The 14,134-nt window shown below is 70.1% G+C and carries 14 protein-coding genes; 5 read left to right on the top strand and 9 right to left on the bottom strand.

The genetic code is table 11. The annotated features are described in order from the left end of the window. The first annotated feature begins 245 nt into the window (after positions 1–245). Entirely contained in the window at positions 246–1,121 is an 876-nt protein-coding gene (locus KBX34_RS31740; RefSeq protein WP_210928721.1) for an alpha/beta fold hydrolase, read from the top strand. A gap of 24 nt (positions 1,122–1,145) precedes the next feature. On the opposite strand, the gene KBX34_RS31735 is transcribed toward KBX34_RS31740, so the two are convergent. After that, positions 1,146–1,700 (bottom strand): carboxymuconolactone decarboxylase family protein, encoded by a 555-nt coding sequence (locus tag KBX34_RS31735; RefSeq protein ID WP_210928720.1) that lies wholly within the window; start codon positions 1,698–1,700, stop codon positions 1,146–1,148. Between the two features lie 97 nt (positions 1,701–1,797). Here KBX34_RS31735 and KBX34_RS31730 point away from each other — a divergent pair, with 97 nt between their 5' ends. From KBX34_RS31730 to KBX34_RS31720, 3 genes are all read left to right on the top strand, one after another. After that, positions 1,798–2,280, top strand: coding sequence for a MarR family winged helix-turn-helix transcriptional regulator (locus KBX34_RS31730; RefSeq protein WP_210928718.1), 483 nt, complete (start codon positions 1,798–1,800; stop codon positions 2,278–2,280). Between the two features lie 142 nt (positions 2,281–2,422). Continuing rightward, positions 2,423–2,698, top strand: a complete 276-nt coding sequence (locus tag KBX34_RS31725) for a hypothetical protein (protein ID WP_210928717.1) — start codon at positions 2,423–2,425, stop codon at positions 2,696–2,698. A gap of 77 nt (positions 2,699–2,775) precedes the next feature. Next, entirely contained in the window at positions 2,776–4,140 is a 1,365-nt protein-coding gene (locus KBX34_RS31720) for a hypothetical protein (RefSeq protein WP_210928715.1), read from the top strand. A gap of 70 nt (positions 4,141–4,210) precedes the next feature. On the opposite strand, the gene ccsB is transcribed toward KBX34_RS31720, so the two are convergent. The 6 genes from ccsB to hemL all read right to left on the bottom strand — a co-directional run bounded on the left by ccsB (position 4,211) and on the right by hemL (position 10,293). Next, positions 4,211–5,182, bottom strand: a complete 972-nt coding sequence (gene ccsB, locus KBX34_RS31715) for a c-type cytochrome biogenesis protein CcsB (RefSeq protein WP_210928714.1) — start codon at positions 5,180–5,182, stop codon at positions 4,211–4,213. Next, positions 5,182–6,837 carry a cytochrome c biogenesis protein ResB gene (locus tag KBX34_RS31710; protein WP_210792601.1) on the bottom strand — a complete coding sequence of 552 codons (1,656 nt, stop codon included), beginning with the start codon at positions 6,835–6,837 and terminating at the stop codon, positions 5,182–5,184. Before KBX34_RS31710 ends, ccsB begins: the two co-directional genes overlap by 1 nt. Beyond that, positions 6,837–7,679: a cytochrome c biogenesis CcdA family protein gene (locus KBX34_RS31705; protein ID WP_210792602.1), complete on the bottom strand. Its 843-nt coding sequence runs from the start codon at positions 7,677–7,679 to the stop codon at positions 6,837–6,839. Before KBX34_RS31705 ends, KBX34_RS31710 begins: the two co-directional genes overlap by 1 nt. Further along, positions 7,679–8,245, bottom strand: coding sequence for a TlpA disulfide reductase family protein (locus KBX34_RS31700; protein WP_088951073.1), 567 nt, complete (start codon positions 8,243–8,245; stop codon positions 7,679–7,681). The genes KBX34_RS31705 and KBX34_RS31700 overlap by 1 nt, the downstream gene beginning before the upstream one ends. Then, the gene (locus tag KBX34_RS31695) at positions 8,245–8,892 is read right to left on the bottom strand and encodes a histidine phosphatase family protein (RefSeq protein WP_099849835.1); all 648 of its coding nucleotides are present in this window, start codon (positions 8,890–8,892) and stop codon (positions 8,245–8,247) included. Before KBX34_RS31695 ends, KBX34_RS31700 begins: the two co-directional genes overlap by 1 nt. Before the next feature lie 63 nt (positions 8,893–8,955). Further along, a complete protein-coding gene (gene hemL, locus KBX34_RS31690; protein ID WP_088951071.1) occupies positions 8,956–10,293 on the bottom strand; it encodes a glutamate-1-semialdehyde 2,1-aminomutase in 1,338 nt (445 codons plus the stop codon). A gap of 178 nt (positions 10,294–10,471) precedes the next feature. Between hemL and KBX34_RS31685 the strand changes: the two genes are divergently transcribed. Beyond that, positions 10,472–10,807 carry an STAS domain-containing protein gene (locus KBX34_RS31685; protein ID WP_088951070.1) on the top strand — a complete coding sequence of 112 codons (336 nt, stop codon included), beginning with the start codon at positions 10,472–10,474 and terminating at the stop codon, positions 10,805–10,807. A 19-nt stretch (positions 10,808–10,826) separates the two neighbouring features. Here the strand turns inward: KBX34_RS31685 and KBX34_RS31680 are convergent, their stop codons facing one another. Continuing rightward, on the bottom strand, positions 10,827–11,381 hold the full coding sequence (locus KBX34_RS31680; protein WP_099849829.1) for a two-component system response regulator: 555 nt from the start codon (positions 11,379–11,381) through the stop codon (positions 10,827–10,829). Further along, positions 11,378–14,134: HAMP domain-containing protein (locus KBX34_RS31675; RefSeq protein ID WP_210928712.1), on the bottom strand; the 2,757-nt coding region annotated here is incomplete at its 5' end. The genes KBX34_RS31680 and KBX34_RS31675, both read right to left, overlap by 4 nt.

Below are 14,134 nucleotides of genomic sequence, written 5' to 3'. Positions count from 1 at the left end.
GATCTCTTCCCGGTCCACCACCGTCAACGGCCTACGACCCGCCACGCCCCACCAGCCTCTCAGCGATCACCCCGCCGAAGAGACCAACGAACGACAAGATCGATTGCTACGACCACCTGAGCACGGGCCCGACTTCCCGAAACGCGAGTGGATCAACGGTCAGGGCGCAGAACTCGCAGGCATGGTGGGCGGTCGAGCGGGTAGCCGGGCAGCCGGCGGCGGACAGCCGGCGGACGGAGGCGGCGATGGGCGCGGAGCGGGTTCCGGCGGGGTTCACCGAGCAACGGGCGCGGATCGGCCAGATCTCCATGAACTACGTCCGTGGCGGCAGCGGCCCGCCACTGGTCCTGCTGCACGGGTATCCGCAGTGTTGGCACATGTGGCGGAACCTGCTGCCCGAGTTGAGCCGATCCTTCGACGTGGTCGCACCCGACCTGCGCGGCTTCGGGAGCAGCGACGCCCCGGCCGGCGGGTACGACAAGAAGACCGTCGCCGCCGACCTGCACGGGCTGCTCGACCAGCTCGGCCTGGTCAGTGACCTCCGGTTGGTCGGGCACGACCTGGGGACCATGGTGGCGTACGCGTACGCCGCCGCCCATCCGCAGCGGGTGAGCCGACTGGTACTCACCGAGGCACCGATCCCTGACGAGAGCATCTACACGTTCCCGGCGCTCACCTCGGCCGGCCCGGGAGTGTGGAACTTCGGGTACTTCTCGATCGGCAACGGGCTTCCGGAGGAGCTGGTCCGCGGTCGGGAGTCGCTCTGGGTGGACCGGTTCACCGACGCCCTGATGGTGCGCAAGGGCAGCATCGCCGCCCCCGACATCGAGGAGTTCGCGAGCCACCTGCGCGACCCGGCGCATCTGCGGGCCAGCTTCGCCTACTTCCGGGCGTTCGATCAGGACATCGCCGACAACACGGCGTACCGGGCCACGAAGCTGACGATGCCGGTGCTGGCCGTCGGCGCGGCGGCGAGCCTGGGCGGGCAGGTCGCCGAGCAGGTTCGCCGGTACGCCGACACGGTTCGCGGCGAGGTGATCGAGGACTGCGGGCACTGGCTCTACGAGGAGCGCCCGGACGAGATGCTCGCCCTGCTGCGGGACTTCCTCGGGGCGGCCTGAGCAGCGGTCGGCAGGCGCCCCCGGTCAGGCGGCGGGCGTCCAGGCGTGGGCGGCCAGCGGTGGGTCGAGCGGTGCCTGGGTGAGCCGGTTGGCGAAGGTGGACATCGTGTACGCGCCGACGCCGAGCACCACGTCCAGCGCGTGCCGGGGCTGGTAGCCAGCGGTCAGGAACTCGTGCAACTCGTTGTCGGGCACTGCGCCCCGGTGGTCGAGCACGGCCAGCGTGAACCGGCGCAGCGCCTCCAGCCGCGGCTCGGGCAGCGCCGAGCCGGCACGCAGTGCGGTGATCAGCTCGGTGGTCGCTCCGATCTGGGTGAGCTTGCCGGTGTGCAGGGCGACGCAGAAGTGGCACTCGTTGGTGGTGGAGACCGTCAGGATGACCACCTCCCGCTCCAGCGGGGCGAGGTCGGTCTGCTCGAAGCCCGCGCTGGTGGCGAGGAAGCCGGTGAGCAACTGTGGCGAGTCGGCCATCAGCGCCACCGGGGTGGGCAGCCAGCCGAACCGGCCGCGTACGCCCTCGATGGCTCGGCGGGCGGCAGCGGGTGCGGTCTCGGCGGTGTGAGCGGTGAAGACGGGCACGGTTACCTGCTTTCGGCAGCGTCGGTCGGGAGGGTCGGTGCCGCACCCCGTAGGATAGTCAACGTGGTTGACGAAATAGTAAACGTGGTTGTCGAACATGGCAACCGCTGATCCCGCGCGCCCCGGGTTCCACCTGCCACTGCTGCTGCTGGCGGGCTTCCGGACGCTGATCGACGACCTGCACTCCGAACTGGCCCGGGAGGGGCATCCGGAGCTGCGGCCGCTGCACGGGTTCGTGCTCCAGGCCGTCGGCGCGGACGGCACCACCGCCACGGAGCTGGGCCAGCGACTGGGCATCTCCAAACAGGCCGCCGGCAAGACGATCGACCGACTGGTCGCCGTCGGCTACCTGGAGCGGGCCGACGATCCCTCCGACGCCCGACGCCGACTGGTCCGGGTAACACCGCACGGCGCCGACGGGCTACGCCGCTCCGCCGAGATCTTCGACCGGCTGCGCGCACAGTGGTCCGAAACCCTCGGCCCGGACCGGGTCACCGCCATGGAAGACGACCTCCGCACGATGGCCTCGGCAAACTGGTTCCGCCTCGACATGCCGGGCTGGTTCGGCGGAGCGGCCTAGATCCACTCGACTTTCAGGAAGTCGGGGCCTCCCGCCGCTGGGACAGCCCGATTTCACGGAAACCGAGTGGATCAACGAGGCGGTCACGGTGGCGGAGTGGCGGAACGGCGGAACGGCGGGAGCCGGGTGCAGGGTGGTGGGCATGTCGGACGCCTATGTCGTCGGCGACCCGGACGGGTTGTCGCCCCTGCTGATCGCGCTTCGCGACACCATCGCCCGGGAGCTGCACGCCCAACTGGCGCTGCGTGGTGAACAGATCGAGCTGGCCGACCTACCGGAGGTGTCCTACCAGGTCACCGTCCAGGTCGAGCGGACGTTGCGGGCCTGGCGACCGGCGCGGCGGGCACCGACCGAATCCGGTTTCGACGAAGATCGCGACCTGGTCGACCGATCGAGAACTGTCACAGGTGATCTCTAAGATCATGGATGCCGATCGGGTCGGGGTGCCACAAACCTGGCTTCTTCCGGTCGGCTCATCCCCCACCAAGGAGATCGATGAGATCTGTGCGCGTTACGCGTGGCAGGCTTGTGCACGGGCTGACCACGCTGGTCCTCGCGACGGCGATGATCGGCGCGGCGTCAACGCCCGCCTCGGCCGAGGACGACCCGGGTTGGGTCAATGGCTGGCTGGGCGACGTGACGCTCGGCGCGGCCGGCGCTCCCGGCCGCACGGTGCCGTTGACCCTGACCAGCACCGGAGCCACCCAGCCTCGGGTGACCATCGACCTGACCGGCCTCGCTGGCGTGGCCACCGCCAGCTTCCCCGACTTCTGCGTCAACCAGGGCACTTCGGTGACCTGCCCGATGCCGCCGACGGCCATCGACGAGTTCGGCACGCTCACCGGCACCGTGCCGGTGGTGTTCCGGGCCGCTCCCGGCGCCGTGGACGGCGCGACGGGCACCCTCGACTACACGGCGTTCGGCGAGCAGACCGAGGCGTACGCCCAGCAGGCGACGGTCACCGTGCGGTCCGGGCCCGACCTGCTCGACATGGTCGACGAATACCTGACCGGCGTCGAGGTGGGCGACACGCTCCCCCTCAAGGTGGCCGTGGTCAATGCCGGTGACCAGCCGGCCGTGGACCTGCGGCTCACCATGCGCTTCTCGGTGGGCCTCGTGCCGGCCAGCTACCGCAACTGCCGGTACGGCACCGACCAGGTGCTCGCCACCGTTGTCGTCTGCACCGTGCGGGGCACGTTCGCGCCCGGCCAGCGGCACGAGCTGCGGGGCGGGTTTCCCACCAATGTCGGCCCGGCCACCCTCGGGGACAAGCGGATCACCCAGTTCGTGGAGCCGCTGGCCAGCGCCGGTCCGCTCCCGACCAACGTGAAGCTCAAGAGCCGTGACGCCGACCAGGCGCTGCGGCTGCGGGCGGTCGGTACGCCGCTCGGCGTGATTCCGGTCGAGGTGAACGGCGCCGGCGGTCAGACCTATCTGTGGGAGGTCCAGAGCGCCTTCGACATCGTCGCCCAGGGCGCGACCGTGACTGGTGCCGTCGGCGACACCGTCCAGGTCACCGTGGGCATCCGTAACGAGGGCCCGGGTGTGCCGGACGGCACGAACTCCGGCGACACCGTTGGCGCGTTCTTCTTCACACCACCCACCGGGGTGACCGTGCTGGCCGACCCGCCGGGGTGCGCGTCATATGGCGGCGAGGAGGAGGACGGCGTAGCGACCCCAAAGTTCTGGCGCTGCAACGGCCCTGGAGCCGTGTTCCCCGCCGGGACCAGCACGACGGCCACCTTCGACCTACGGATCGACAGCCTCGGCGGGTCCGCCGGGATGGTCCAGCCGGCGAGCCGCTACCCGCGGGTGGACGACAACCCGGGCAACGACATCGCCCCGGTCACGGTGAGCTGACCGAAGCCGTTTGAACGATGCGGGCCGGTCACTGACGAATCAGTGGCCGGCCCGCATCGTGTTACCAGGGTCAGTCCAGCCCACCGTACGAGTGCAGGCCGGTGAAGAAGATGTTCACGCCGAACAGGTTCATCAGCATGGTGAGGAAGCCGAGCACCGCGAGCCAGGTGGCCACGTTGCGCTTGACGCTGGGCGTGGCCCGGGCGTGCAGGTAACCGGCGTACACCACCCAGGAGATGAACGCCCAGGTCTCCTTCGGGTCCCAGCCCCACGGCCGACCCCAGGCCGCCTCGGCCCAGATGGCACCTGCGATCACCGCGAAGGTGAAGATCGGGAAGGCGAAGGCGTGCAGCGTGAAGGTCAACCGTTCCAGCCCGGCCGCGGCGGGCAGCCGCTTGGCCAGGGTGTACGGGAAGCTCCGCTTGCCGTTCTCGTACCCGTTGCGCATCAGGAAGCCGACCGCCGGCACCGCACCGAACAGGAAGATGCCGGACGCGAACACGATGGTCGAGACGTGGATGACGAACCAGTACGAGTTCAGTGCCGGCACCAGCGGCACGATCGGCACGTACAGCACCAGCTCGGCGGTAGCGACCAGCAGCACCATCACCAGCGTGAGGAACAGCCCGAGCTTGCGCAGCGACGGCCGCTTCCAGAGCACCACCACCCAGGCCGCGACCCCGATGAACGTCACCGTGAGCACGAACTCGTACATGTTGCCCCACGGCATCCGGTCGGCCGCGAGGCCACGGGTGACCAGCGCCGCCAGGTGCAGCACGGCGGCGACCGCGGTGGCGCCCACCCCGATCAGGCCGGCGAGGCGGGCCCGTCGCGCGGAGCGGTCGGCCCCGGGCTGCGACGGTACGGGCGCGGGCGGCGTCGGCACGATGCCGCCGCCGGCACCCACCAGCTCGCGCACCGGAGCCGCAGCGGCGACCCGGGTACGCGCGTTGCCCAACGCGTACTCCACGGCGTGACCGATCATCGCGACCAGGTACGCCAGGATGGCGAAGGTCACCAGATTGTCGGAGAGTGCGGACATCACTCGGCTCCTTCTCGCACGCCGGCCCGGTCACTGGAGTCAGCGCCCGTGCTGGCCCGCTCAGCCGCCCGTTCGTCGCCGTTGACCTCGGCGATGAGCTGGGCGAACTCGTCGGCGAACCCTGGATAGTCGGTGCGCGGCAACCCACCGGCCTCCATCAAGCTACTACCGCCCGTCGGAGATCCTTCCGCCGGGTCGGCCGGCACCACCCGGAAGAACACCCGGCGGCGTCGCCCGAACAGCGAGCCCATCAGGCCGGCCAGCAGGAAGCCGCAGCTGATCAGCAGTGGCGTCGCGCCGGGGTCGTGTCGGATGGAGAGGGTGACGTACCGCTCGGTGCCCAGGAACTCGACAGTGGTGCCGTCGTCCAGCTTCCAGGTCTCGCCCTTGCGGAGCAGCTTGGTGCCGACCTCCTGGACCTTGCCGGTCCGCACCTGCCGCTGGTCGAGTTGGTAGACCGAGCTGGGGATGCCGGCGTCCAGGCCGAGGTTGCCCCGGTAGGCGACCAGGTTCAGTGCCGGGTTGCGCTCGGTCGGGTATTCCGAGCGGACGAACGGCGCCTGCTCGGGTGCGGTGGGCAGGTAGATGCCGGTGAACGCCATCTGCTCGTCCGGTGCGCGCTGGCCGGTGGACGGGTCGACGTTCGCGTCCGGGAAGGCGGCCAGCCCTTCACTCGTCAGCCCCATGTCGCCGGTGGTGAGGAACGGTTCGTCGCTGATCTGGCTGTTGCCGAACCGGTCGGTGTAGCGGATCACCGGGGCGTACCCGTGGCCGAGCAGGTAGACGCTCGCGTCGGCGAGGCGCAGCGGCGAGTTCACCGAGAAGTCGGCGCTGCGGGTCGGCTCGTCCGGGCCGTCGACGGTGACCGTGGCATTGAAGAACTCCGGCTGACCGGAAGGCAGGAAGCGGGCCTCGAAGTCGTCCAGCCGCAGGCAGAAGCGGGGCAGGTCGGCGCTGTCCACCTGGGGGCCGAGCTTCGCTTCGGCGTACTGCTGCCGGGTGTTGCAGAACGCGTTGTCCGCGCCCGCCACCAGCAGTCGGTTGCCGCTCCAGCCGTACCACGAGCCGAGGGCGACGCTGATCAGCACCGCGATCAACGACGTGTGGAACAGCAGGTTGCCGGTCTCCTTGAGGTAGCCCTTCTCGGCGGAGACCTCGTCGCCACGGACCTCCACCCGCCAGCGACGCTTGCGCAGCACCTCGGCGATCGCCGTCGCGCCGCCGGGCGGGGCGGGCAGCACGGTGTGCTGCGGCAGCCGCGCCATCCGCTTCGGCGCGGCCGGCGGGCGGGACCGCAACGCCCGGATGTGGTCCCGCAGTCGGGGCGTGATGCAGCCGATCAGGGAGGTGAACAGCAGCAGGTAGATCGCGGAGAACCAGACCGAGCCGAAGACCTCGAAGGCGCCGATGCGGTCCAGTCGGGGGGCCCATTCCGGGTGGTCGACGAAGTACTCGTTGACCTTCTCCGGGCTGATCCCGCGCTGCGGCAGCACCGAGCCGGGGATGGCCGCGATCGCGAGCAGGAAGAGCAGGATCAGCGCCGTACGCATGCTGGTCAACTGCCGCCACGAGTTGCGCAGCAGCGCCAGGAGGCGGTTCGGCCGACGGCGTGGCGCTGGCGCCACGGTCTCCGGCCGGTCGTCGACGACCGTCATCAGATGCTCACCTCGCCCACCCCGACCGTGGTCTGCAACCAGATCACGAAGCTCTGCCATCCGCCGGTGACCAGCGCGAGGCCGATCAGGATGAGCAGGGCGCCGCCGACCCGGGTGACCCAGCGGCTGTTGCGCCGAACGGCGCGGAAGACCCCGAGCAGGCGTTGGAAGCCCAGCCCGAAGACGATGAACGGTATCCCCAACCCGAGGCAGTACGCCACGGCGAGCACCACGGCGCGGTCGCTCTGCCCGGAGGCGGTGGCCATGCCCATCACGGCGCCGAGGGTGGGGCCCGTGCAGGGCACCCAGCTGAGTGCGAAGACCGCGCCGAAGACCGGTGCGCCGAGCAGCCCGGCCGACGGCAGCCGGGAGATGCGGAACTCCCGTTGCAGGGCGGGGATCATCCCGAGGTAGCCGAACCCGAGCACGATGATCAACGCGCCGACGACGATTTCGAGCTGCCGCTCGTACTCGAAGAAGATCTGGCCGATGCCGGCGAACAGGATCGCCGTGGCGACGAAGACGGCGGTGAAACCGGCGATGAAGAGCAGCGTGCCCGCGAGCACCCGGCCCTTGACGGCACCGGCCCGCGCGATCCGCTCCCGGACCGCGACGCCTCCGCGGTCACCGGCCTCGGCCGCTTCCGCAGGGGTCGACGAGGTGCCCTGCCGTGCACGGCCTTCGAGGTCGGAACCGGCCAGGCCGGTGACGTACGAGAGGTAGCCGGGGACGAGTGGGAGCACGCACGGGGAGAGGAAGCTGACCAGGCCGGCGAGCGCCGCCGCGCCGATGGCGAGCAGCAGCGGCCCGCTCAGGGCCAGCTCCCGGAAGGTCTCGCCCATCAGTTGGGCGCCGGTTTCTCAGCGGCGATCCGCTCGACGATCGGTTGCAGGCCCTCCTGCTTGACGGCGGCCCGGATCACCGCGGCGATCCGACCGTCCCGGTCGAGCACCACCGTCGCCGGCACGCTGTTCGGCGGGATGTCCAGCGCGAGTGCCGTCTTGCTCGACGGGTCGAACAGGCTCGGATAGGTGACCCGGCCCTTCTCGAACGCCTTGGCCTTGTCCCGCGAATCCTGGACGTTGATGCCGAGGAAGCTCACCCCGGAACCCTTGGTGGCCTGGTAGACGGCTTCCAGGTCGTCCGCCTCGGCACGGCACGGCGCGCACCAGGAACCCCAGAAGTTGACCACGACCACCTGCCCGCGAGCCTGGCTGACGTCGTAGGTGCCGCCGAGCAGCAGCTCACCGGCGACCTTCGGGGGTGCGGAGCGCTGGTCCGGTGCGCACTCGAAGATCCCGTCGGTGGTGGTCGTGCAGGTCTTCTCCTGCCCCTTCGACGTGCAGCCGACCAGCGCCACCGCGGCGACGGCGGCGAGCAGACCGGCGGTCCACCTCCGGGCGTTCATCAGGCCCCCTTGGCCGTCCGGGCGGTCGCGGAGAGAGCGATCAGGTGCGCGGCCGGCTCGCTGTAGCCGATGCCCACCACCTTCGCGTCGTCGAAGTGGAACGAGGTGAGGCTCGCCAGCCCACACTGCCGCTTGCGCGGGTCGTGCCAGAGCCGCTTGCGCTCGACGTAGCGGCGCAGCGTCCAGATGGGGAGCTGGTGCGACACCAGCACCGCCTCGCGCCCCTCGGCGGCGACCCGGGCGGCCTGCACGGCGGCGAACATCCGCTCGGCGATCACCCGGTAGGCCTCGCCCCAGGACGGGGTCATCGGGTCGCGCAGCACCCACCAGTTGCGCGGGTCACGGAACGACCCGTCGCCCGGCGACACCTTCTTGCCCTCGAACCAGTTGGCGCTCTCGATCAGCCGCTCGTCCACCCCGACCGGGAGCCCGAACTGGGCCGCGATCGGCTCGGCGGTCTGCTGCGCGCGTTCCAGCGGGCTGGCCACCACGTGCACGATCTCTCGCTCGGCCAAGCCCTCCGCGGCGGCCTTGGCCATCTGCACGCCCAGCTCAGAGAGGCGGAAACCGGGCAGCCGACCGTAGAGAATCTGGTCGGGGTTGTACACCTCGCCGTGCCGGAGCACGTGGACCACCGTCTTGCTCACCGCTGTGCCCCCTTTGTTTGCGACTGCGGGGCTCGCAAACCCGGCTCACTCCTCGCGCGCACGTCAACCCCCGTGGCCAGCCGCTGCCGCCGCGTTCGCCGCCGTCGGCAGCGCGTCCGCGATGTGCTCCAGAGCGACGTCGTCGATCGCCGCCGACACGAACCATGACTCGAACGCGCTCGGCGGCAGGTAGACGCCGGCGGCGAGCATCGCGTGGAAGAACGCCTTGAACGCCGGCACCTGCTGGGTGCGCGCGCTGTCGTAGTCGATCACGTCGGCGTCCGTGAAGAAGATCGAGAACATGCTGCCCGCGTACGACAGTCGGTGTGGAACCCCGGCGGCGCCCAGCGCGTCGGACGCCAGCTTGCCCACGACGGCGGCCGTGTCGTCGAGCTTGCGGTAGAGCGACTCGTCCGCGAGTCGCAGCGTGGCCAGGCCGGCGGCGCACGCGAGGGGGTTACCGGAGAGCGTGCCGGCCTGGTAGACCGGGCCGGCCGGGGCGAGTCGCGCCATGATGTCCGCACGCCCGCCGAAGGCGGCGGCGGGCAGGCCGCCACCCATGACCTTGCCGTACGTCCACAGGTCGGCGTCGGAGGCGTCGAGGCCGTGCCACCCGGCGCGGGACACCCGGAACCCGGTCATCACCTCGTCCACCACGAGCAGGGCGCCGTGCGCGTGCGCGATCCGTGCGAGCTGCTGGTTGAAGCCGTCGCGGGGGGCGACCACACCCATGTTGCCGGCTGCCGCCTCGGTGATCACCGCTGCGATGTGCGGGCCTTCGGCGGCGAACGCCTCCTCGACGGCCCGGATGTCGTTGTAGGGCAGCACGATGGTCTCGCTGGCCGCCGCACCGGTCACGCCGGGCGAGTCGGGCAGGCCCAGGGTGGCGACGCCGGATCCGGCGGCGGCGAGCAGGGCGTCGACATGCCCGTGGTAGCAACCAGCGAACTTGATGATCTTGGAGCGACCGGTGAAGCCACGAGCCAGCCGGATCGCCGACATGGTGGCCTCGGTGCCCGAGTTGACCAGGCGAACCTGCTCCATCGGGGTGCGGTCGACCAGCTCGGCGGCCAGCTCCACCTCACCCGGGGTGGGAGTGCCGAAGCTGGTGCCCCGAGCGGCGGCAGCCTGCACGGCCTCCACCACCTCCGGGTGTGCGTGCCCGAGGATCAGCGGACCCCAGGAGCAGACCAGGTCGACGTAGCGGCGGCCGTCGGCGTCGTACAGCCACGGGCCCTCGCCACGGACCATGAAACGCGGCGTGCCGCCGACCGCCTGGAAGGCGCGCACGGGGGAGTTCACCCCGCCCGGCACGATGGCGCGGGCGCGGTCGAACAGGGCCTCGGAGGCCGGCGCGTCGGCCGGGTAGCGGCCGGATCCGGCTGGAAATATGTCGGTCACGATGCCGCCATTGTGTCAGCGACGAACGGCCCACCAGCAGCCACCCCGCGGTGGGGTTACCAGGCTCACCTGTGGCCGGCACCCGCCAGCAGCGTCGACATGCGGGGGGCTCGGCCTGGACGGCGACGGCTCGCGGCCTCAACAGGCCGGACCGGTCGGATCGCGCTAGGCTGACCGGGTGGATCGTGCCGAGCTGTCCATCACGCTACACCGGACGGGTGACGAAGCTGTGCTTCGCCTGGCCGGTGAGATCGACATGCTCACGGCCGCGCAGCTCTCGACAGTGGTCAACGAGGTGCTGGCCGACCCGCCGCCGAAGATCGTCCTCGACCTCGGCGGCGTCACCTTCTGCGACTCGCAGGGCCTGGGCACCCTGGTCGTGCTCAGCCGCAAGGCCAGCCACGCGCAGAGCCTGCTGATGCTGACCCACGTGGGTGACTTCCTCATCCGCGTCCTGGACATCACGGGCCTCCGCAGCGCCCTGATGATCCGCAACGACCAGCCCACCGGCTGACCCGACCCGCCCCGCCGCGTCAGGCGGTGTTGCCCCAGCGGGCCTGCTCCAACATGCTCACCGCCCGGTCACGGGCCTCCCCGTCGTCGGACCGCAGCAGGGTGGTCGCCTCGTCGACCGCGTCGGTGAGCCTGCGCCACTGCGTGTCGCGCTCCCGGACCAGGTCGGACTGGGCGGCCAGCTGCCGGGTCTTCACCCACAGCTCGACGAAGACCGACACCTTGGCACGCAGCACCCACGGGTCGAACGGCTTCGTCAGGTAATCCACCGCGCCCACCTGGTAGCCCCGGAGAGCGAGCTGGGCGTCCCGGTCAGCGGCCGTCAGGAAGATGATCGGCACGTGCCTGGTCCGCTCACGGCGCTTGATGTGGCTCGCCGTCTCGAAGCCGTCCATGTCCGGCATCTGCGCGTCCAGCAGGATCACCGCGAAGTCGTCCACCAGCAGCTGCTTGAGGGCCGCCTCACCGCTCTCCACCGCCACGGACTGGACCGGCAGGCCCTGGAGGATCGCCTCCAGGGCCGTCAGATTCTGCCGCCGGTCGTCCACGAGCAGCGCCTTGGCCATTTGGGTCACGAAGTCTCCTCGGTCCGGCTGCCGTTGATCCAGGACGACATCAACTCGATCAGGTCGTCCAGGTCGACCGGCTTGGTGATGTAGTCGCTGCCCCCGGCAGCGAGCGCCGACTCCCGGTCACCCGGCATCGCCTTCGCGGTCAGGAACACCACCGGCAGGTCGGCGAAGCGATGGTTGCGGCGGATCTGGCGGGTCGTCTCGTAACCGTCCTGGTCGGGCATCATGGCGTCCATCAGCACGATGTCCACCTCCGGATGCTCGGCCAACAGACGGACACCGTCCGCTCCGTTGTCCGAGTACAGCACGGTCATCCCGTGCAGTTCCAACGCGCTGGTCAAGGCGAAGACGTTGCGGACGTCGTCATCCACGATCAGCACGGTGGCGCCGTCCAGCTGGCGGGTGGCCGGTGCCTCCGGCCGCTCCGACAACAGCTCCAGCGGCGGCATCAGCAGCGACGACGGCAGACCGGCGCGCTGCGGAGACGGAGCCTGGGGCGCGACCACCGCGTCCGGAGCCAGCACCTGCGGCACAAACAGGGTGAACGTCGACCCCTGACCGGGCGCGGACGACACGGTGATGGTGCCGCCGATCAACCGGGCCAGGTCGCGACTGATCGACAGGCCCAGGCCGGTGCCGCCGTAGCGGCGGCTGGTCGTGCCGTCCGCCTGCTGGAACGCCTCGAAGATGATCGACAACTTGTCGTCGGAGATGCCGATCCCGGTGTCGATCACGGTGAACGCGATGACCTGCTGGGCGTTGGTCAGCGCCGGCACGTCGAAGACCGCGTTCTCCGCCGCCGGGGCGATCCGCAGCGTCACCGCACCGTTGTCGGTGAACTTCACCGCGTTGGAGAGCAGGTTGCGCAGGATCTGCTGCAACCGCTGCGCGTCGGTCACCAACGCCGGCGGCAGATCCTTGCTGACGCGTACCTGGAAGTCCAGGTTCTTCTCCTCGGCCTGCGGCGCGAACGCCTGCTCGACGTAGCCACGCAGCTCGGCGAAGCGGATCTCGGTCGGCTCGACGTCCATCCGACCCGCCTCGATCTTGGACAGGTCGAGGATGTCGTCGATCAGGCGCAGCAGGTCCGAGCCGGACCCGTGGATGGTCCGGGCGAACTCGATCTGCTTCGGGCTGAGGTTCTGCTCCGAGTTCTCCGCCAGCAGGCGGGCCAACAGCAGCAACGAGTTCAGCGGCGTACGCAGCTCATGGCTCATGTTGGCCAGGAACTCGGACTTGTAGGCCGAGGCGCGGGTCAACTGCTGCGCCTTCTCCTCCAGGCCCAGCCGGGCCAGCTCGATCTCCCGGTTCTTCGTCTCGATGTTGCCCTTCTGCTCGGAGAGCAGAGTGGCCTTCTCCTCCAGCTCGGCGTTGGTGCGCTGCAACTCCGCCGACTGTTCCTGCATCTCGTGCGCCAGCCGCTGCGACTGGGCCAGCAGTTCCTCCGTACGCCGGTTGGCCTGGATGGTGTTCACCGCGATGCCGATGGTGAGCACCAGCCGCTCCAGGAACGCGAGGTGCAGGTCGGAGAAGGCCGACACGCTGGCGAACTCGATCACGCCGAGCAGCTCGCCCTCGAAGAGCACGGGGAGCACCACCAGGTCGGACGGGGGCGTCTCGGCCAGACCCGAACGCAGGGTGAGCCGGCTGTTCGGGGAGGCGCTGACCCGGATCGTGCGGCGGGACAGCGCGGTCTGCCCGACCAGCCCCTCGCCCGGCCCGAAGGTGACGTCGTTGCCCCGCGCCACGTACCCGTACGAGGAGGTGAGCCGCAGTCGCATGCTGCCGTCGGTGTCGTCGGCCAGGAAGAAGGCTCCGAGCTGGGCTTCGACCAGCGGGGTCACCTCCGTCATGATCATGCGGCAGACCTCGCCGAGGTCGCGCTGGCCCTGCAAGAGGCCGCCGATGCGGGCCAGGTTGGAGTCCAACCAGCCCTGCTCGGCGTTCTTCTTGGTCGTCTCCCGGAGGGTGACGATCATCTGGTTGATGTTGTCCTTCAGCTCGGCGACCTCGCCCTGCGCCTTGACGGCGATCCGCTGGGTCAGGTCACCCCGGGTCACCGACGTGGACACCTGGGCGATGGCCCGCAACTGCGTGGTCAGCGTCGAGGCGAGCTGGTTGACGTTCTCGGTGAGGTCCCGCCAGGTGCCGGAAACACCCTTCACCTGCGCCTGACCGCCCAGCTTGCCCTCGATGCCGACCTCACGGGCGACCCGGGTCACCTCGTCGGCGAACGACGACAGCTGGTCGACCATCGTGTTGACAGTCGACTTGAGTTCCAGGATCTCGCCCTGGGCGTCCACGGTGATCTTCTGCGACAGGTCGCCCTTTGCCACGGCGGTGGTCACCGAGGCGATGTTGCGGACCTGGCTGGTCAGGTTCGAGGCCATCGAGTTCACGTTGTCGGTCAGGTCCCGCCAGGTGCCACTGACACCCTTGACCTGCGCCTGACCGCCGAGCTTGCCCTCGGTGCCCACCTCACGGGCGACCCGGGTCACCTCGTCGGCGAACGACGACAGCTGGTCGACCATCGTGTTGACGGTCGACTTCAGCTCCAGGATCTCGCCCCGCGCGTCCACCGTGATCTTCTGCGACAGGTCACCCTTCGCCACCGCCGTGGAGACCTGGGCGATGTTGCGGACCTGGGCGGTCAGGTTCGACGCCATCGAGTTGACGCTGTCGGTCAGGTCCCGCCAGGTGCCGGCGACGTTCGGCACCTCGGCCTGGCCGCCGAGCTTGCCCTCGGTGCCCACCTC

The organism is Micromonospora sp. M61, assembly GCF_018070245.1.
In the GTDB taxonomy this organism is placed as follows: Bacteria; Actinomycetota; Actinomycetes; order Mycobacteriales; family Micromonosporaceae; genus Micromonospora; species Micromonospora zamorensis.
This window is presented reverse-complemented; position numbering and strand designations above follow the sequence as displayed.

What these genes read in the sequence shown, in the direction of transcription:
- KBX34_RS31700 (WP_088951073.1), bottom strand. Translation starts at nt 8,245, where the DNA reads ATGAACGCCCGGAGGTGGACCGCCGGTCTGCTCGCCGCCGTCGCCGCG.
- KBX34_RS31720 (WP_210928715.1), top strand. Translation starts at nt 2,776, where the DNA reads ATGAGATCTGTGCGCGTTACGCGTGGCAGGCTTGTGCACGGGCTGACC.
- KBX34_RS31710 (WP_210792601.1), bottom strand. Translation starts at nt 6,837, where the DNA reads ATGACGGTCGTCGACGACCGGCCGGAGACCGTGGCGCCAGCGCCACGC.
- KBX34_RS31740 (WP_210928721.1), top strand. Translation starts at nt 246, where the DNA reads ATGGGCGCGGAGCGGGTTCCGGCGGGGTTCACCGAGCAACGGGCGCGG.
- KBX34_RS31730 (WP_210928718.1), top strand. Translation starts at nt 1,798, where the DNA reads ATGGCAACCGCTGATCCCGCGCGCCCCGGGTTCCACCTGCCACTGCTG.
- ccsB (WP_210928714.1), bottom strand. Translation starts at nt 5,182, where the DNA reads ATGTCCGCACTCTCCGACAATCTGGTGACCTTCGCCATCCTGGCGTAC.
- KBX34_RS31705 (WP_210792602.1), bottom strand. Translation starts at nt 7,679, where the DNA reads ATGGGCGAGACCTTCCGGGAGCTGGCCCTGAGCGGGCCGCTGCTGCTC.
- KBX34_RS31725 (WP_210928717.1), top strand. Translation starts at nt 2,423, where the DNA reads ATGTCGGACGCCTATGTCGTCGGCGACCCGGACGGGTTGTCGCCCCTG.